General features: G+C 71.2%; 16 protein-coding genes. 9 read left to right on the top strand and 7 right to left on the bottom strand.

The features are described from left to right. Positions 1-43: 43 nt before the first annotated feature. Positions 44-1,867, top strand: a complete 1,824-nt coding sequence (locus ACZ4VA_RS23755; RefSeq protein WP_356163984.1) for an outer membrane protein assembly factor BamB family protein — start codon at positions 44-46, stop codon at positions 1,865-1,867. A 252-nt stretch (positions 1,868-2,119) separates the two neighbouring features. Then, positions 2,120-2,824: a helix-turn-helix transcriptional regulator gene (locus ACZ4VA_RS23750; RefSeq protein WP_355781041.1), complete on the top strand. Its 705-nt coding sequence runs from the start codon at positions 2,120-2,122 to the stop codon at positions 2,822-2,824. Between the two features lie 46 nt (positions 2,825-2,870). On the opposite strand, the gene ACZ4VA_RS23745 is transcribed toward ACZ4VA_RS23750, so the two are convergent. After that, entirely contained in the window at positions 2,871-3,167 is a 297-nt protein-coding gene (locus tag ACZ4VA_RS23745; protein ID WP_355781038.1) for a hypothetical protein, read from the bottom strand. Between the two features lie 20 nt (positions 3,168-3,187). Further along, entirely contained in the window at positions 3,188-4,885 is a 1,698-nt protein-coding gene (locus ACZ4VA_RS23740; RefSeq protein WP_356163987.1) for a sodium:solute symporter family protein, read from the bottom strand. A 172-nt stretch (positions 4,886-5,057) separates the two neighbouring features. Between ACZ4VA_RS23740 and galT the strand changes: the two genes are divergently transcribed. The 3 genes from galT to galK are packed head-to-tail and all read left to right on the top strand — an operon-like array spanning position 5,058 to position 8,255. Next, entirely contained in the window at positions 5,058-6,146 is a 1,089-nt protein-coding gene (gene galT / locus ACZ4VA_RS23735; protein ID WP_356163989.1) for a galactose-1-phosphate uridylyltransferase, read from the top strand. Beyond that, positions 6,143-7,102 carry a UDP-glucose 4-epimerase GalE gene (gene galE, locus ACZ4VA_RS23730; RefSeq protein ID WP_355781030.1) on the top strand — a complete coding sequence of 320 codons (960 nt, stop codon included), beginning with the start codon at positions 6,143-6,145 and terminating at the stop codon, positions 7,100-7,102. Before galT ends, galE begins: the two co-directional genes overlap by 4 nt. A 10-nt stretch (positions 7,103-7,112) precedes the next feature. Further along, positions 7,113-8,255 carry a galactokinase gene (galK, locus tag ACZ4VA_RS23725; RefSeq protein WP_356163991.1) on the top strand — a complete coding sequence of 381 codons (1,143 nt, stop codon included), beginning with the start codon at positions 7,113-7,115 and terminating at the stop codon, positions 8,253-8,255. Between the two features lie 38 nt (positions 8,256-8,293). Here the strand turns inward: galK and ACZ4VA_RS23720 are convergent, their stop codons facing one another. After that, positions 8,294-8,752 carry a GNAT family N-acetyltransferase gene (locus ACZ4VA_RS23720; RefSeq protein ID WP_355781027.1) on the bottom strand — a complete coding sequence of 153 codons (459 nt, stop codon included), beginning with the start codon at positions 8,750-8,752 and terminating at the stop codon, positions 8,294-8,296. Positions 8,753-9,004: 252 nt separating this feature from the next. Between ACZ4VA_RS23720 and ACZ4VA_RS23715 the strand changes: the two genes are divergently transcribed. Continuing rightward, positions 9,005-9,772 (top strand): response regulator transcription factor, encoded by a 768-nt coding sequence (locus ACZ4VA_RS23715; RefSeq protein ID WP_356163993.1) that lies wholly within the window; start codon positions 9,005-9,007, stop codon positions 9,770-9,772. Here ACZ4VA_RS23715 and tamR read toward each other — a convergent pair. After that, positions 9,731-10,228 (bottom strand): MarR family transcriptional regulator TamR, encoded by a 498-nt coding sequence (tamR, locus tag ACZ4VA_RS23710; protein WP_355790238.1) that lies wholly within the window; start codon positions 10,226-10,228, stop codon positions 9,731-9,733. The two genes, ACZ4VA_RS23715 and tamR, sit on opposite strands and share 42 nt — an antisense overlap. Before the next feature lie 250 nt (positions 10,229-10,478). Here tamR and ACZ4VA_RS23705 point away from each other — a divergent pair, with 250 nt between their 5' ends. Both ACZ4VA_RS23705 and ACZ4VA_RS23700 read left to right on the top strand, forming a co-directional pair. Continuing rightward, positions 10,479-11,288, top strand: coding sequence for a trans-aconitate 2-methyltransferase (locus tag ACZ4VA_RS23705; protein WP_355790245.1), 810 nt, complete (start codon positions 10,479-10,481; stop codon positions 11,286-11,288). 4 nt (positions 11,289-11,292) lie between these two features. Next, positions 11,293-11,715, top strand: a complete 423-nt coding sequence (locus ACZ4VA_RS23700) for a VOC family protein (RefSeq protein ID WP_468082471.1) — start codon at positions 11,293-11,295, stop codon at positions 11,713-11,715. Here ACZ4VA_RS23700 and ACZ4VA_RS23695 read toward each other — a convergent pair. After that, positions 11,693-12,367, bottom strand: a complete 675-nt coding sequence (locus tag ACZ4VA_RS23695; RefSeq protein WP_355790251.1) for a TetR/AcrR family transcriptional regulator — start codon at positions 12,365-12,367, stop codon at positions 11,693-11,695. The genes ACZ4VA_RS23700 and ACZ4VA_RS23695 overlap by 23 nt on opposite strands. Beyond that, positions 12,364-13,374: an acyl-CoA desaturase gene (locus ACZ4VA_RS23690; RefSeq protein ID WP_468082470.1), complete on the bottom strand. Its 1,011-nt coding sequence runs from the start codon at positions 13,372-13,374 to the stop codon at positions 12,364-12,366. Before ACZ4VA_RS23690 ends, ACZ4VA_RS23695 begins: the two co-directional genes overlap by 4 nt. 327 nt (positions 13,375-13,701) lie before the next feature. On the opposite strand from ACZ4VA_RS23690, the gene ppc reads away from it, so the two are divergent. Continuing rightward, on the top strand, positions 13,702-16,434 hold the full coding sequence (gene ppc, locus ACZ4VA_RS23685) for a phosphoenolpyruvate carboxylase (protein WP_356163999.1): 2,733 nt from the start codon (positions 13,702-13,704) through the stop codon (positions 16,432-16,434). 79 nt (positions 16,435-16,513) lie between these two features. Here ppc and ACZ4VA_RS23680 read toward each other — a convergent pair whose 3' ends face one another. After that, the gene (locus tag ACZ4VA_RS23680; RefSeq protein WP_468082469.1) at positions 16,514-17,215 is read right to left on the bottom strand and encodes an LPXTG cell wall anchor domain-containing protein; all 702 of its coding nucleotides are present in this window, start codon (positions 17,213-17,215) and stop codon (positions 16,514-16,516) included. Between the last annotated feature and the right edge of the window lie 87 nt (positions 17,216-17,302).

Raw genomic sequence — 17,302 nt, 5'->3', positions numbered from 1 at the left:
CCGCGCGCCCTTCGCATCCCGAACACCCCGAGGTAGAGACGTCATGAGCCAGCCGCCGCCACCGCCACCGCCCAACCAGCCCCCGCCCGGGGGAGGTTTCGGCGCACCGCAGGACCCGCCGCCCGGCGGCTTCGGTGCCCCGCAGAGCCCGCCGCCCGGCGGCTTCGGCGCGCCCCAGCAGCCGCAGGGTCCGGGCTACGGCTACCCGCAGACCCCCCAGCCGCCGCAGACGCCCCCGCCAGCCCCGCCGCAGGGCACGCCTCCGCCGCCCCCGCAGGGTCCGGGTTACGGCTATCCGCAGACCCCGCCGGCCCAGCCCGGCTACGGCTACCCGGGGCAGCAGCCCCCCTCGCCGTACGGCTATCCGCAGCCGCAGACCCACCCGATGCAGCCGCAGGTGCCGCAGGGCGGCGGCGGCCGCAAGGTCAGCCCGCAGTTGCTGATCATCGTCGCGGCGGTCGTCGTCATCGGCCTCATCATCGGCGGCGGCGTCTGGTACTCGTCCTCCTCCGGCAAGGACGACAACAGCAAGGACACCTCCGCGGGAACCGGCGGCGGCTCCGGCGGCAAGGACGACAAGGGCGGCTCCGGCACCACCGGTGGCGGCGGCGCCAAGGAGAAGGCGCCGTCCGACCCGGCCGCGAAGGTCCTCTTCCAGGTGCCCGCGCCGGAGGTCAAGGAGGACAGCCAGATCGACAGCGTGGCCGGCTCCTGGCTGACGGACGCGGTGTACGCCAAGTCCGGCGTCAACAAGATCGTCGGTTACGAGCCCGACAGCGGCTCCGAGAAGTGGACCCTCGACCTGCCCGGGCAGACCTGCGCGGGCTCCCGCGAGATGTCCGAGGCCGGTGTCGCCGCCGTGGTGACCGAGGAGGCCCCGCGCAAGAACAAGAACGACCGCCGACCGTGCACGCAGGTCGTCGCCTTCGACGTGGACAGCGGCAAGAAGCTGTGGACCGGCACGGTCGCCATCAGCGGCACCAAGGTCGCCTTCCGTGAGATCACCATCAGCGGCGACACCGTCGCCGTGGGCGGTGGATTCTCCGGCGGTGCCGCTTTCGACGCCAAGAGCGGCAAGGTCCTGTGGCAGCCGAAGGTCGGCACCTGCGAGGACGTCGGCTACGCGGGCGGCGAGCAGCTCGTCGCGGTCCGCAAGTGCGGTGACTACGGCAACGAGAAGTACCAGGTGCAGCTGCTCGACCCGAAGAGCGGCAGCGTCAAGTGGAGCTACAAGCTCCCGGCCGGCATCGACAACGCGAAGGTGATCTCCACCAAGCCGGTGGTCTTCGGCGTGGACTCCGGCGACATCACCGCCTCCGGTGTCACGGACGCCTTCTCGCTCGACGAGAACGGCAAGCTGCGCACCAAGATCACGCTGGCGGACGGCAAGTACGAGCACGACTGCGACGTCGGCAAGGTGAACGACTGCAAGAGCATCGCGGTCGGCAACGACAAGCTGTACGTGCCGACCAAGGAGCACGAGGGCACCGGCGAGTACAGCCGGACCAACGAGATCATCTCGTTCTCGTTGGCCACCGGTAAGACCACCGGTGACCGGATCGACGCGGGCGACGGCTACACGATCTTCCCGATCCGGATGGACGGCGCCAACGTCATCGCGTACAAGGACGGGCCGTACAACAAGGGCGCCCAGGTCGTCTCCGTGGACGGCAAGTCGCTGAAGCAGACGAAGCTTCTGGAGACGCCGGCCTCCGAGACCGTCCTGGACGCGATCAGCGGTATGGTTCCGGACTCCTGCGAGCTGCTCTACTCCGGCGGCCGGCTGTTCATGGGCAAGGACCTGGTCAGCAAGCCGTACTCGAAGGACGAGAAGGAGTACACGGCCCTCGGGTTCGGCGCCGAGTAGTACCGGCCGGTATCCGGTGCCGCACGCGGCACCGCGGCCCGGCCGACGGCCCCGCCCCTGCTCAGGGGCGGGGCCGTGCGCATTACCGCGCATCATTCGCGAAGGGGAGGGATTTCGGTATTCCGGGTCACTTCTCTCCGGTAGGGGAAGCGCAACGTCGAACAAGCGTGTAGCTTCCGGGGGATGGAGAGCCGGGGGGCTCCTACCACGGGGAACCAGTGGGGATGCTCAGGGGGACTGGGGGGTTGCTCGATGGGAGTTCGGCTCATGGTGGTCGACGACCACCGGCTGCTCGCCGAGGCGCTGGCCTCGGCGCTGAAACTGCGCGGGCACCGGGTGCTCGCCGCCGCCGCACCGGCCGCGGGAGCCGCGGAGCTGGTGATCGCGCGGGCGCCCGAGGTGTGCCTGATCGGCACGGCGGCGCCGGCGGAGCCGGGGATCTTCGACCCGGTGGTGAAGATCAAGCGCGAGCGTCCGCAGGTGGCGGTGCTGGTCCTCGGGCCGGTGCCCAACCCGCGCGGGATCGCCGCCGCGTTCGCGGCCGGTGCCTCCGGGTACGTCCGGCACGACGAGCGGATAGAGGGCGTCGAGCGCGCCATCATGAAGGCCCGGGCCGGAGAGGCCGCCGTGGCCCCGCAGTTGCTCCAGGGCGCCTTCGGTGAGCTGCTCAACCCGGCGGCGCAGCCCGACGACGAGGGCCAGCGGCTGCTGCAGATGCTCACCCCGCGCGAGGTGGAGGTGCTGGTGCGGGTGGCCGACGGCGAGGACACGCGGCTGATCGCGGCCGGCATGGGGATCGCGCCGAGCACCGCGCGCACCCATGTCCAGCGGGTGCTGATGAAGCTGGGGGTGGGCTCGCGGCTGGAGGCGGCGGCGCTCGCCGCGCGCACCGGGCTGCTCGACCGGGCCGGCCCGGTGCCGCACCCCCCGACGGAGACGGGTGCGGGGCCGGAGTGAACTCCGGCCCCGCGAGGGCGGATCGGGCGCGACCCCGTGCGTGGCGTCAGGCGCTCTCGTCCTGCGCCCCGGTCTCGTCCGGGGTGGGCGGGGCGATGGGGCGCAGCTTCAGCCACACCAGGAAGAACAGCCCGAGGGCGAGCATCGCGAGGCCCGTCCACAGGTTGATGTTGACGTCCTGGGCCTTCTCCAGGTCGGCGTCGGACGGGTTGATGCCGGCGATCGTGACGATCACGCCGTAGACGACGAACAGGCCGCCGATGATGCGCCGGATGTCGAAGAGACGGGCGGCGGTCGCGGACTTGCTCTCCAGCTCGGAGACTTCGCGTTGCAGGTCGGACATGGTCAGTGCCTCCGATCGGGTCAGAAGGAGTACGGGACGTAGCACAGCGCGGCGAGTGCGATCGCGCCCCAGCCGAGCAGGGCCGGCCTGCGGTACCAGGCGTCGTCGCCCTTGGCGGGCGGCTCGGCGAGACCCGGGGAGGTCGTCCCGTAGACCAGTCCGGCCAGTTCGGCCTCCGGCTTCGGGGCGGTGAACAGGGTGACGACGACCATGACGACCGCGCCCGCGACGAAGCCGACGATGGCCGACACGAAGTTGGCGCCCTGGTCGCTGGGGATGGAGATGATGCCCTGCTTGTAGATCCAGAAGTAGTTGACCATCGCGGCCGTGGTGCCCGCGACCAGGCCCCAGACACCGGACTTCACCGAGGCGCGCTTCCAGAACATGCCGATGATGAAGACCACGAACATCGGCACGTTGAAGAAGGAGAAGAGCGTCTGGAGGTAGCTCATGATGTTGGAGAAGCTGGAGGCGATGAACGCCGTGCCGACCGAGGCCAGCACACCGATCGCGGTGATCAGCCGGCCGAACTTCACGTAGTAGCCGTCCTCGCGGTCCTTGACCACGTACCGCTGCCAGATGTCGGTGGTGAACACGGTGTTGAAGGACGAGACGTTCGCCGCCATGCCCGCCATGAACGCGGCGAGCAGACCGGTCACCGCGATGCCGAGCACGCCGTTGGGCAGCAGCTCCTGCATCAGGTACGGGATCGCGTCGTTGTACTGGAGGTCCGAGCCGCCGGTGCCGATCTTCGGGACGAGGACGGCGGCGACCAGGCCCGGGATCATCACCAGGAAGACGATGAAGATCTTCGGGAACGCGGCGATCAGCGGGGTGCGCTGGGCGGCGGAGAGATTCTTGGCGGACAGCGCGCGCTGGACCTCGGCGAAGTTGGTCGTCCAGTAGCCGAAGGACAGCACGAAGCCGAGGCCGAGGACGATCGTCAGCCAGTTCGCGCCGAGCGGGTTGGCGTCGCCGATGCCCGTACCGCCCCAGGCGGAGAGGAAGTTGTCACCGTGGCTCTTGGTGAGCGAGTCGCTCAGGCCGTCCCAGCCGCCGACCTTCTTCAGGCCGAGGACGGACAGCGGGATGAGCGCGGCGAGGATCACGAAGAACTGCAGGACCTCGTTGTAGATCGCCGAGGACAGGCCGCCGAAGGTGATGTACGCGAGGACGAAGAAGCCGGCGACGACGATCGCGACCCACTGCGGCCAGCCCAGCAGCGCCTCGACGACGATCGCCAGCGCGTACAGGTTGACGCCCGCGATGAGCACCGCGGCGAAGGCGAACAGGACCGAGCTGAGCAGATGTGCGGACCTGTCGAAACGCTGGAGCAGGAACTCCGGTACGGAGCGGACCTTGGAGCCGTAGTAGAACGGCATCATCACCAGGCCCAGGAAGACCATGGCCGGGATGGCACCGATCCAGTACCAGTGGACGACGGCCACGCCGTACTGTGCGCCGGTCGCCGCCATGCCGAGGATCTCGGTGGCGCCCAGGTTGGCCGCGACGAACGCGAGGCCCGTGACCCAGGCCGGCAGCGAACGCCCGGACAGGAAGAAGTCGAGGCTCGTCTTCACCGAGCGGCGCGCGGCGAAGCCGATGCCCAGCACCACGACGAAGTAGATCGCCAGGATCGCGTAGTCGAGCCCGTTCGTGGGGAGCCGGAGCCCTTCTGCGAGATAGGTGCTTCCGGGCAGATATGTGGGGGACTGCATAGGGGAACTCGCTTCGTTGCGTGAACGTATCCGACCGGAACCTACGCCTCCGCGTTCAGAATTTGAACACTTCGGTTGATGTTCTTTGTTTGATTGTGATGTTGACGTCCGTGGGGACTTGTGGTTTGTTGTGTTCGGTTCTGTTTGATGGGTGGGACAGGGGAGTCCGGCAGTGAAGAAGACCTCGACCCGGCTGGCGGACGGCCGGGAGCTCGTCTACTACGACTCGCGGGACGACTCGGTGCGCGACGCCGTCGACCGGCGCCCGCTCGACCCCACCGTCACCACCTCGGAGATCCGCCGCGACCCGCTGCTCGGCGACGCCGTCGCGATCGCCTCGCACCGCCAGGGCCGCACCTACCACCCCCCGGCCGACGAATGCCCCCTGTGCCCCTCCCAGGGCGACCGGCTCAGCGAGATCCCCGACTCCTCCTACGACGTCGTGGTCTTCGAGAACCGCTTCCCGTCGCTGGCCGGCGACTCCGGCCGCTGCGAGGTCGTCTGCTTCACCTCCGACCACGACGCGTCCTTCGCCGACCTCACCGAGGAGCAGGCCGGCCTGGTCCTGGAGGCGTGGACCGACCGCACCGCCGAGCTGTCCCATCTCCCCTCCGTGGAACAGGTCTTCTGCTTCGAGAACCGCGGCGCCGAGATCGGCGTGACCCTCGGCCACCCCCACGGCCAGATCTACGCCTACCCCTTCACCACCCCGCGCACCGCGCTGATGCTGCGCTCGCTGGCCGCCCACAAGCAGGCCACCGACGGCGCCAACCTCTTCGACGAGGTCGTCGCCCGGGAACGCGCCGACGGCACCCGGATCGTCCTGGAGACCGAGCACTGGATCGCCTTCGTGCCGTACGCCGCGCACTGGCCCTACGAGGTGCACCTCTACCCCAAGCGGCGGGTGCCCGACCTGCTCGGCCTGGAGGACGGCGCACGCACAGAGTTCCCCCAGGTCTATCTGGAACTCTTGAGGCGCTTCGACCGGATCTTCGACGCGCGGGACGGGAAGAAGGAGGGCGAGGGCGAGCCTCCGACGCCGTACATCGCCGCCTGGCACCAGGCGCCGTTCGGCACACTGGAGGAGTTCGAGGGCGTCAGCCGCGACGACTTCGCCCTCCACCTCGAGCTTTTCACCATTCGCCGCACTTCCGGCAAGCTGAAGTTTCTCGCGGGTTCCGAGTCCGGCATGAGCGTGTTCATCAACGACGTGCCGCCGGAGACCGCGGCTCAGCGACTGCGAGAGGTAGCGAGTTCATGAGTGGGAAGTACCTGGTCACCGGCGGCGCGGGCTATGTCGGCAGCGTGGTCGCCCGGCATCTGCTGGAGGCGGGCCACGAGGTCACCGTCCTCGACAACCTCTCCACCGGCTTCCGCGAGGGCGTCCCCGCCGGCGCCGCCTTCATCGAGGGCGACATCCGCGACGCCACCAAATGGCTGGACTCCTCCTACGACGCCGTCCTGCACTTCGCCGCCTTCTCCCAGGTCGGCGAGTCCGTCGTCAAGCCCGAGAAGTACTGGGACAACAACGTCGGCGGCACCATGGCGCTGCTCGCCGCGATGCGCTCCGCGGGCGTGCGCAAGCTCGTCTTCTCCTCCACCGCCGCCACCTACGGCGAGCCCGAGGTCACCCCGATCGTCGAGAGCGCGCCGACCGCCCCGACCAACCCCTACGGCGCCTCCAAGCTCGCCGTCGACCACATGATCAGCGGCGAGGCGGCGGCCCACGGACTCGGCGCGGTCTCCCTGCGCTACTTCAACGTGGCGGGCGCCTACGGCGACTGCGGCGAGAGGCACGACCCCGAGTCGCACCTCATCCCGCTGGTGCTCCAGGTCGCCCAGGGCCGCCGCGACGCCATCTCGGTCTACGGCGACGACTACCCGACCCCGGACGGCACCTGCGTCCGCGACTACATCCACGTCGCCGACCTCGCCGAGGCGCACCTGCTCGCGCTGGCCGCGGCCCGCCCCGGCGAGCACCTCATCTGCAACCTCGGCAACGGCAACGGCTTCTCCGTCCGCGAGGTCATCGAGACCGTCCGGCAGGTCACCGGCCACCCGATCCCCGAGGTGGTGGCCCCGCGCCGCGCCGGCGACCCGGCCGTCCTGGTCGCCTCGGCCGCCACCGCGCGCGAGCGGCTCGGCTGGAACCCGTCCCGCGCGGATCTCGCGGGGATCGTCGCGGACGCGTGGGCGTTCGCACAGAACAGGGACTGAGGAGTAGCAGGTGGGGGTTCGCGAAGGATTCCAGGAGCTGTACGGGGCCGCGCCGGAGGGCGTCTGGGCGGCCCCCGGCCGGGTCAACCTGATCGGCGAGTACACGGACTTCAACGAGGGGTTCGTGATGCCGCTCGCCCTGCCGCACACCGCGGTGGCGGCGGTCTCCCGTCGCGAGGACGGCGTCCTGCGGCTGCACTCGGCCGACGTCCGGGGACCCGTCGTCGAACTGCACGTCGACACGCTGGAGCCGCTCACCGACACCGGCTGGGCCGCGTACCCGGCCGGCGTGGTGTGGGCGCTGCGCGCCGCCGGCCACGCGGTGACCGGCGCCGACCTGCATCTCGCCTCCACCGTGCCGACCGGCGCGGGCCTGTCCTCCTCCGCGGCCCTGGAGGTCGTGACGGCCCTGGCCCTGAACGACCTGTACGAACTCGGCCTCACCCGGCCCGAACTGGCCCGGCTGGCGCAGCGCGCGGAGAACGACTTCGTCGGCGTGCCCTGCGGGATCATGGACCAGACGGCGTCGGCGTGCTGCACCGAGGGGCACGCCCTGCACCTCGACTGCCGTGATCTGTCGATCCGTCAGGTCCCCTTCGACCTCGCGGCCCAGGGACTCGAACTGCTCGTCGTCGACAGCCGCGTCAAGCACGCCCTCGGCGACGGCGCCTACGCGGAGCGGCGCGAGGGATGCGAGGAGGGCGCGCGGCAGCTCGGCGTCTCCCACCTGCGCGACGTCGCGTACGAGGACCTGGACGCGGCGCTGGAGCGGCTGTCCGACGAGCGGGTGCGCCGCTACGTCCGGCACGTCGTCTCCGACGACCACCGGGTCGAGCGGGTCATCGGGCTGCTGGACGCGGGTGACGTGCGCGCCATCGGGCCCGTCCTCACCGAGGGGCACGTCTCCCTCCGCGACGACCTGCGCATCTCCTGCCCGGAGCTGGATCTCGTGGTGTCCTCCGCCAACGCGGCGGGGGCGCTCGGGGCGCGGATGACGGGCGGCGGCTTCGGCGGCTCGGCGGTCGTCCTGGTGGAGTCCGCCGACGTCGACACCGTCACCAAGGCGGTGACGGAGGCGTTCGCCGCGGCCGGTCACACCGCCCCCCGGGTGTTCCCGGCGGTCCCGGCGGCGGGCGCCCACCGGGTGAGCTGAGCCCCTCGGCAAGGGGGGGCGCGGAGGCGGCGGGACCCTCAGCGGGTCAGCCGCTTGGTGAGCGTGTACTCCGTGATCCCCGGTGGATAGCCGGGGATCACGCACACCACCTCGTAGCCCTGCTTGCGGTAGAAGTCGGGGGCCTGGAAGTCCCAGGTCTCCAGCCGGGCGCTGCGGCAGCCGTGGTCGTCGCGCGCGGCCCGCTCGGCCCGCGCGAGCAGCCGGCTCCCGAGCCCCGCCCCCCGGTGCCGGCCGTCGACCCACAGATACGTGACGTGCAGCCAGGTCGCCCAGGCGTGCCCGACGAGTCCGCCCGCGAGCGCTCCGGCGTCGTCCAGAGCCCAGACGTGGAGCGGAACCTCCCGCTCACCGGGGGTCCCCCGCAGGGAGCGCAGCACCGGCGAGGCCTGCGTGTTGGCCTCCCGCAGCCGCCGGCGCAGCAGATCCCGCCGTTCCCTGTCCACTTCTGTCTCAAGACGAAACATACGGCTCACCATAAACGCGCTGGCCAACCAGTTCTGCAAATTGCCTTCCCCTCCCCGCTCCCAGCCCTACCCTGATGAACAGCACCGGTGGGGGCCGGTGCTATCAGGGGGCGAGACAGCCGGGTACGACGCCCGGAGTGGGGGTAGCAGTTCCAGCACGGCGGCGGCCGTGCGGCTGCGGCGCCCCACCCCGGGCCCCGGGGGTCCGGGGTCGTTCCCGGGCGTCGTACCTGCGCAGGTCGTCCTCCGACAGTGGGGGTTTCAGTGGTTCGCATCCGAGTCCTGGTCGTCGACGACCACCGCATCTTCGCCGAGTCTCTCGCCGCGGCCCTGGCCGCCGAGCCCGACGTCGACGTGTCCGCGGCGGGCAGTGGCCCCGCCGCGCTGCGCTGCCTGGAGCGGGGGGCCGCGGAAGGGCGCAGATTCGACGTCCTGCTCGTCGACGCGGACCTGGGCGGCAACGTCCCGGGCATGCGCCCGGCTGTTCCCGTGCAGGAGAGCAACGAGGACGGGCTGGTCGACGGCATCTCGCTCGTCGCCGGGGTCCGCTCCGGCCAGCCCCACGTCCGTACGGTGGTGCTCGCCGAGAAGGACGACCCGCGCCGCGCGGCCCTCGCCCTGCAGGCCGGCGCCTCGGGCTGGGTCGCCAAGGACTGTTCGCTGTCCCGGCTGCTGACCGTCATACGGGGTGTCCTGCGCGACGAGACGCATCTGCCGCCCGCCCTGCTCACGGGCGTGCTGCGGGAGCTGACGGCCGCCCGTAAGCACCGCACCGAGAGCGAGCGCCTGGTGGAGTCCCTCACGCCGAGGGAGCGCGAGGTGCTGCGGTGCATGGTCGCCGGACTGGGGCGCAAGGCCGTCGCCGAGCGGCTGTTCCTGTCGCCGCACACCGTGCGCACGCACATGCAGAACGTCCTGGGCAAGCTCGGGGTGCACTCCACGCTCGCGGCGGTCGCGCTCGCCCGGCGGGCCGGGGTGGGCCCGGTCGACCTAGCCGGGGATGTTGTCGAACGGGGCGGTCAACTGGCGTAGCAGCGCGGCCAGTTCACCGCGCTGGGCCCGGCTGAGCTCCGCCAGGATCGCCCGCTCCTGGGCGAGGAGTCCGGCGAGCGCCTGGTCGGCGCGGTCCTGGCCCTCCTCGGTGAGCCGCACCAGCACGCCCCGGCGGTCGCTGGGGTCGGGCAGCCGCTCCACCAGGCCCTTCTTGGCGAGCCGGTCGATACGGTTCGTCATCGTGCCCGAGGTCACCAGGGTCTGCGTCAGCAGCTGGCCGGGGGAGAGCTGATAGGGGGCGCCCGCGCGGCGCAGCGACGTCAGGACGTCGAACTCCCAGGGCTCCAGGCTGTGCTCGGAGAACGCCAGGCGGCGCGCGCGGTCCAGGTGCCGGGCCAGTCTGCTCACCCGGCTGAGCACCTCGAGCGGTTCCACGTCGAGGTCAGGGCGCTCCCGGCGCCACGCTGCGACCAGCCGATCGACCTCGTCCTCCATGACGATCAGTGTAGTGGTTGTGTCGACGTGAAGTCTCTTGACGTCAAGATACTTCCGGTGTGAGGGTGGAGACCGCCCGGAGCCGCGCCTTCACGCAAGGCCGGACCGTCCGGGACACGCCCCGCTGCCCGACACCGCCGCCCACGCGACCGCCCCGGACCCATCGTCCCGACCGCCCGTCCAGGACGCCACCGCACCGGACCCGCACGGGATCCGACCGGCCGGACGACACCTCAAGGAGGCCCCCGTCATGCCCGCCGCCGCCCCCCTCTGGGACCCCAGCCAGTACCTGCGCCACGCGGACCACCGCGCCCGCCCCTTCGCCGACCTCCTCGCCCGCGTCCCGGACCTCCCCGGCCGGCCCGCCCGCATCGCCGACCTCGGCTGCGGCCCCGGCAACGTCACCACCCTGCTCGCCGCCCGCTGGCCCACCGCCCACATCACCGGCTACGACAACTCGCCGCAGATGCTGGAGCGCGCCCGCGCCGACCACGAGGGCCCCACCCCGGGCGGCGGCCACCTCGACTTCGCCGCCGCCGACGCCCGGACCTGGACGCCCGCCGAGCCGTACGACCTGATCATCAGCAACGCCACGCTGCAGTGGGTCCCCGGGCACCCGGCGTCCTTCCCGGCCTGGGTGGACGCGCTCGCCCCCGGCGGCACCCTCGCCTTCCAGGTCCCCGGCAACTTCGACTCGCCCAGCCACCGGCTGATGCGCGAGATCGCCACCTCCCCGCGCTGGCGCGAACGCCTGGGCGGGACACTGCGCCACGACGGCGCGATCCTCACCCCGGCCGGCTACCTCGACCGCCTCACCGCCCTCGGCTGCGACGCCGACGTCTGGGAGACGACGTACCTGCACCTCCTCCGGGGCGAGGACCCGGTGCTGGACTGGGTGAAGGGGACCGGTCTGCGGCCCGTGCTCACCGAGCTCGGGCCGGACGCGGACGCGTTCGTGGAGGAGTACCGGGCGGCCCTGCGCACGGCGTACCCGGCGGGCGAGCACGGCACGGTGTTCCCGTTCCGCCGTGTCTTCGCCGTCGCCCGGAAGGCGGGCTGATCCGGTGCTGACTCACGTCGACCACGTCCAGCTCGCCGCCCCGGCCGGCTCCGAGGACGCCCTGCGCGCGTACTACGTGGGCGTCCTCGGCATGACCGAGGTCCCCAAGCCGCCCGCGCTCGCCGACCGAGGGGGCTGCTGGTTCGCGGCGGGCGCGGTGCGGCTGCACCTGGGGATCGAGGAGGACTTCCGGGCGGCGAGGAAGGCGCACCCGGGGCTCGGGGTGCGCGGCATCCAGACGTACGCGGACCGCCTCGCGGCGCACGGCGCGCCCGTCACCTGGGACGACGGGCTCCCGGGCCACCACCGCTTCTACTCCGAGGACCCGGCCGGCAACCGGCTGGAGTTCCTGGAACCCGCACCGCCGGCCCAGGCCGTGTCCGGAGGGGCTTCGCGGACGCGGCCTACGCCTTGCGGTGGCCGATGAGGCGCGGCTTGGCCTCCAGGCCGTCCAGCCCGTGCCAGGCCAGGTTCACCAGGTGGGCGGCGACCTCGGCCTTCTTCGGCCGCCGCACGTCCAGCCACCACTGACCGGTCAGCGCGACCATGCCGACGAGGGCCTGCGCGTACAGCGGCGCCAGCTTCGGATCGAAGCCGCGGCTCTTGAACTCGCGGCCCAGGATGTCCTCCACCTGCGTGGCGATGTCCGAGATGAGGGACGCGAAGGAACCCGTCGACTGCGGGATGGGGGAGTCGCGGACCAGGATCCGGAAACCGTCCGTGTACTCCTCGATGTAGTCCAGGAGCGCGAACGCGGCCTGCTCGCACAGCTCACGGGGATGCCCGGCCGTCAGCGAACTGGTCACCATGTCCAGCAGCCGGCGCATCTCCCGGTCCACCACCACCGCGTACAGGCCCTCCTTGCCGCCGAAGTGCTCGTACACCACCGGCTTGGAGACCCCGGCCTTGGCCGCGATCTCCTCCACCGACGTGGCCTCGAAACCCTTGGCGGCGAACAGCGTGCGACCGATCTCGAGAAGCTGCTGGCGTCTTTCAGCACCGGTCATACGGGTCCGGCGAGGACGCCGCTGCTTGTCGTTGCCGGATGTGCTGGAGTCGGTCGCCACGCCGTCCATCATGCCGCGTCGGCGGTCTCCGGCTTGCGGCGGGAGCCCGTCCCGTCCGTGTTCCGGCGGGAATCGATACGCGAGCGTGACGGCCAGCGCACGTCGTAGGCCCAGCCCAGCTGCTCGAACCAGCGGATGATCCGGGCCGAGGAGTCCAGCTGGCCGCGCTCCACCCCGTGCCGCGCCGACGTCGGGTCGGCGTGGTGCAGGTTGTGCCAGGACTCGCCGCACGACAGCACGGCCAGCCACCACACGTTGCCCGAACGGTCACGCGACTTGAAGGGCCGCTTGCCCACCGCGTGGCAGATCGAGTTGATCGACCACGTCACGTGGTGCAGCAGCGCCACCCGCACGAGTGAACCCCAGAAGAAGCCCGTGAACGCGCCCCACCAGGACATCGTCGCCAGACCGCCGATCAGCGCCGGCAGCGCCAGCGACAGCGCCGTCCACGCGATGAACTGGCGCGAGATCGCCCGGATGGCCGGGTCCTTGATCAGGTCCGGGGCGTACTTCTCCTGGGAGGTGCGCTCCTCGTCGAACATCCAGCCGATGTGCGCCCACCACAGGCCCTTCATCAGCGCGGGCAGGGTCTCACCGAAACGCCACGGCGAATGCGGGTCGCCCTCCGCGTCCGAGAACTTGTGGTGCTTGCGGTGGTCGGCCACCCAGCGCACCACGGGCCCCTCGACCGCCATCGAGCCGGCGATCGCCAGCGCGATCCGCAGCGGCCGCTTGGCCTTGAAGGAACCGTGCGTGAAGTACCGGTGGAAACCGATCGTGATGCCGTGGCACCCCAGGTAGTAGAAGAACACCAGCAGGCCGAGGTCCAGCCAGCTCACCCCCCAGCCCCAGGCCAGCGGCACGGCCGCCAGCAGGGCGATGAAGGGGAAGACGATGAACAGCAGCAGCGCCAGCTGTTCCACCGAACGCTTCTGTTCACCCCCCAGCGTGGCCGGAGGGAGCGTGCCGTCGTCGTCCGCCTGCGGAGCGTCTTCGATCACATCGGAGCTTGCGGTCATGGGCGTCCCCTTGTGGGGTCGAGGGTTTGGGGTTGAGAGAGATGCCGCGGGTAGGGATCCGGAAGACATCCCTGGAGGCGACGGGCGTCCCTACGGTTCCGTAACCTACGGCATCGTAAGTATGGCAGCGCGAAGGCAGACGGCACGAGCCCGAGAGTCTGCGCGTCCGCATGGACACCTATCCTTGGAGTCGGTCGGACAGCGCGGTCCGTTCTGATTTCTTCCCGGATGCCACGTCCCTAAGCGGCACCCCGCCGCGCGGTCGTCACCCGGGTTCCCCTCCAGACGAGCTTCAGACGAGCTTCAACACTGCAAGGAGCCGCACCTGTGAGCAGTGCCGACGATCAGACCATGACGACCAGCACCGAGCTGCGCGCCGACATCCGCCGACTGGGCGACCTGCTGGGCGAGACCCTCGTCCGGCAGGAGGGCCCCGAGCTGCTGGAACTGGTCGAGAAGGTCCGCCGCCTGACCCGCGAGGACGGCGAGGCCGCCGCCGAGCTGCTCCGCGGCACGGAACTGGAGACCGCCGCCAAGCTGGTCCGCGCCTTCTCCACGTACTTCCACCTGGCGAACGTCACCGAGCAGGTGCACCGCGGCCGCGAGCTGCGCGCCCGGCGCGCCGCCGAGGGCGGCCTCCTCGCCCGCACCGCGGACCGCCTCAAGGACGCCGACCCCGAACACCTGCGCGACACCGTTCGGAACCTCAACGTCCGACCGGTCTTCACCGCGCACCCCACCGAGGCCGCCCGCCGCTCCGTACTGAACAAGCTGCGCCGCATCGCGGCCCTGCTGGAGACCCCCGTCATCGAGTCCGACCGGCGCCGCCACGACACCCGGCTCGCCGAGAACATCGACCTCGTGTGGCAGACCGACGAACTGCGCGTCGTCCGCCCCGAGCCCGCCGACGAGGCCCGCAACGCCATCTACTACCTCGACGAACTGCACGCCGGCGCCGTCGGCGACGTCCTCGAGGACCTCACCGCCGAACTGGAGCGCGTCGGCGTCGTCCTGCCCGACGACACCCGCCCCCTCACCTTCGGCACCTGGATCGGCGGCGACCGCGACGGCAACCCCAACGTCACCCCCCAGGTCACCTGGGACGTCCTGATCCTCCAGCACGAACACGGCATCAACGACGCCCTGGAGACCATCGACGAGCTCCGCGGCTTCCTGTCCAACTCCATCAGATACACGGGCGCCACCGAGGAACTGCTCACCTCCCTGCGCACCGACCTGGAGCGGCTGCCCGAGATCAGCCCCCGCTACAAGCGGCTCAACGCCGAGGAGCCCTACCGGCTCAAGGCCACCTGCATCCGCCAGAAGCTGGAGAACACCAAGACCCGGCTCGCCAAGGGCACCCCCCACGAGGAAGGCCGCGACTACCTCGGCACCGGCGAACTGCTCGCCGACCTCACCCTCATCCAGACCTCCCTGCGCGAACACCGCGGCGCCCTCTTCGCCGACGGCCGGATGAACCGCACCATCCGCACCCTCGCCGCCTTCGGCCTCCAGCTCGCCACCATGGACGTCCGCGAACACGCCGACGCCCACCACCACGCCCTCGGCCAGCTCTTCGACCGGCTCGGCGAGGAGTCCTGGCGCTACGCCGACATGCCCCGCGACTACCGCGGCAAGCTCCTCGCCAAGGAACTGCGCTCCCGCCGCCCCCTCGCCCCCAGCCCCGCCCCCGTCGACGCCGCCGGCGAGAAGACCCTCGGCGTCTTCCAGACCGTCAAGCGGGCCCTGGAGGTCTTCGGACCCGAGGTCATCGAGTCCTACATCATCTCCATGTGCCAGGGCGCCGACGACGTCTTCGCCGCCGCCGTCCTCGCCCGCGAGGCCGGACTCCTCGACCTGCACGCCGGCTGGGCCAAGATCGGCATCGTCCCGCTCCTGGAGACAACCGACGAGCTCAAGGCCGCGGACACCATCCTCGAGGACATGCTCTCCGACCCCTCCTACCGCCGCCTCGTGGCGCTGCGCGGAGACGTCCAGGAGGTCATGCTCGGCTACTCCGACTCCTCCAAGTTCGGCGGCATCACCACCTCCCAGTGGGAGATCCACCGCGCCCAGCGCCGCCTGCGCGACGTCGCCCACCGCTACGGCGTACGCCTGCGCCTCTTCCACGGCCGCGGCGGCACCGTCGGCCGCGGCGGCGGCCCCTCGCACGACGCGATCCTCGCCCAGCCCTGGGGCACCCTCGAAGGCGAGATCAAGGTCACCGAACAGGGCGAGGTCATCTCCGACAAGTACCTCGTGCCGTCACTGGCCCGCGAGAACCTCGAACTGACCGTCGCCGCCACCCTCCAGGCGTCCGCCCTGCACACCGCCCCCCGCCAGTCCGACGAGGCCCTCGCCCGCTGGGACGCCGCCATGGACGTCGTCTCCGACGCCGCCCACGCCGCTTACCGCGAGCTCGTCGAGGACCCCGACCTGCCGACGTACTTCCTCGCCTCGACCCCCGTGGACCAGCTCGCCGACCTGCACCTCGGCTCGCGGCCCTCGCGGCGCCCCGGCTCGGGCGTCTCCCTCGACGGCCTGCGCGCCATCCCGTGGGTGTTCGGCTGGACCCAGTCCCGGCAGATCGTCCCCGGCTGGTTCGGCGTCGGCTCCGGCCTCAAGGCCCTGCGCGAGACCGGCCTCGACAGCGTCCTCGACGAGATGCACGAACAGTGGCACTTCTTCCGCAACTTCCTCTCCAACGTCGAGATGACGCTGGCCAAGACGGACCTGCGGATCGCCGGCCACTACGTCGACACCCTCGTCCCCGACGAGCTCAAGCACGTCTTCGACACCATCAAGGCCGAACACGAACTCACCGTCCGCGAGGTGCTGCGCATCACCGGCGGCGAACAGCTGCTCGACACCCACCCGGTGCTCCAGCAGACCTTCGCCATCCGCGACGCCTACCTCGACCCGATCTCCTACCTCCAGGTCGCCCTCCTCAAGCGCCAGCGCGACGAGGCGGCAGCGGGCGCCGAACCCGACCCGCTGCTCTCCCGGGCACTGCTCCTCACCGTCAACGGCGTCGCGGCCGGCCTGCGCAACACCGGCTGACCGCACCCCCGCACGGACGTGGCCCCCGCCCTCGCACCCACGAGGACGGGGGCCACCCCCATGTCACGGCGCCGCAGGCTCAGCCGCGGTTCGCCCGACGACGGAACACCAGGTAGCCGCCCGCCGCGACCAGCGCCGCGGCCGCCGCCGACAGCGCGCCCACCGGCGCACCGCTGCCCGTCTCCGCGAGGTCACCGCCACCCTGCGCGGACGGCGACGAGGACGGCGAAGCACCCTCCGCCGGAGCCGACGACGTCTGCGACGCGGGCGCCGACGGAGACGCGCTCGTCGACCCCGACGGCGACGCCGAAGCGGAGGCGGACGGCGACGTGGACGCGGACGGAGTGCCGCCGCCACCCGCCTCGTCCTCGCAGTCCGACCAGAACACCTTGTGCTTCGCGGCGCCCTTCTCCCCCTCGAAGGTCCAGAACAGCTTGTAGTGCCCGTCGGGCAGCTTCACGTCGTCACTGCGGCCGTGACCCTCGGCGTCCAGGGTCAGCTCACCGGACTTCACCGTCTCGCCCTTGACGCCGGCGGTCGGCGCCCAGGCCTCGATGTGCCAGTCCACCTCCTGCACCCCGTCGAAACCGAAGGCGTCCAGGTAGAACGCGCACACGTGCGGCTCGTTCCTGCGGAGCTCCTCACCGGTGACGGCGTCATGGATCTTGACGGTGCCGTTGTCACCGGGAGCGGTGTGCGGAGTGGCGTGGGCGGCGGGCGCGCTCAGTAGCGCGGCGGAGAAACCGGCGACGACAGCGCCGGCACGGATGAGGGTACGCATGGGCAGTCCATCTTCGGGAGGAGCGACAGAAGATGTGGAGGGGGCGGCTCAGCATCCAGCCGCCACGGCCGCCCGTCAAGAGACGCA

Source organism: Streptomyces sp. NPDC028308, from assembly GCF_055565855.1.
Note: the sequence above shows the minus strand (reverse complement) of the source record. Positions and strands in the feature narration are given on the sequence as shown.

What these genes read in the sequence shown, in the direction of transcription:
- ACZ4VA_RS23755 (WP_356163984.1), top strand. Translation starts at nt 44, where the DNA reads ATGAGCCAGCCGCCGCCACCGCCACCGCCCAACCAGCCCCCGCCCGGG.
- ACZ4VA_RS23750 (WP_355781041.1), top strand. Translation starts at nt 2,120, where the DNA reads ATGGGAGTTCGGCTCATGGTGGTCGACGACCACCGGCTGCTCGCCGAG.
- ACZ4VA_RS23745 (WP_355781038.1), bottom strand. Translation starts at nt 3,167, where the DNA reads ATGTCCGACCTGCAACGCGAAGTCTCCGAGCTGGAGAGCAAGTCCGCG.
- ACZ4VA_RS23740 (WP_356163987.1), bottom strand. Translation starts at nt 4,885, where the DNA reads ATGCAGTCCCCCACATATCTGCCCGGAAGCACCTATCTCGCAGAAGGG.
- galE (WP_355781030.1), top strand. Translation starts at nt 6,143, where the DNA reads ATGAGTGGGAAGTACCTGGTCACCGGCGGCGCGGGCTATGTCGGCAGC.
- ACZ4VA_RS23720 (WP_355781027.1), bottom strand. Translation starts at nt 8,752, where the DNA reads ATGGTGAGCCGTATGTTTCGTCTTGAGACAGAAGTGGACAGGGAACGG.
- tamR (WP_355790238.1), bottom strand. Translation starts at nt 10,228, where the DNA reads ATGGAGGACGAGGTCGATCGGCTGGTCGCAGCGTGGCGCCGGGAGCGC.
- ACZ4VA_RS23705 (WP_355790245.1), top strand. Translation starts at nt 10,479, where the DNA reads ATGCCCGCCGCCGCCCCCCTCTGGGACCCCAGCCAGTACCTGCGCCAC.
- ACZ4VA_RS23695 (WP_355790251.1), bottom strand. Translation starts at nt 12,367, where the DNA reads ATGATGGACGGCGTGGCGACCGACTCCAGCACATCCGGCAACGACAAG.
- ACZ4VA_RS23690 (WP_468082470.1), bottom strand. Translation starts at nt 13,374, where the DNA reads ATGACCGCAAGCTCCGATGTGATCGAAGACGCTCCGCAGGCGGACGAC.
- ACZ4VA_RS23680 (WP_468082469.1), bottom strand. Translation starts at nt 17,215, where the DNA reads ATGCGTACCCTCATCCGTGCCGGCGCTGTCGTCGCCGGTTTCTCCGCC.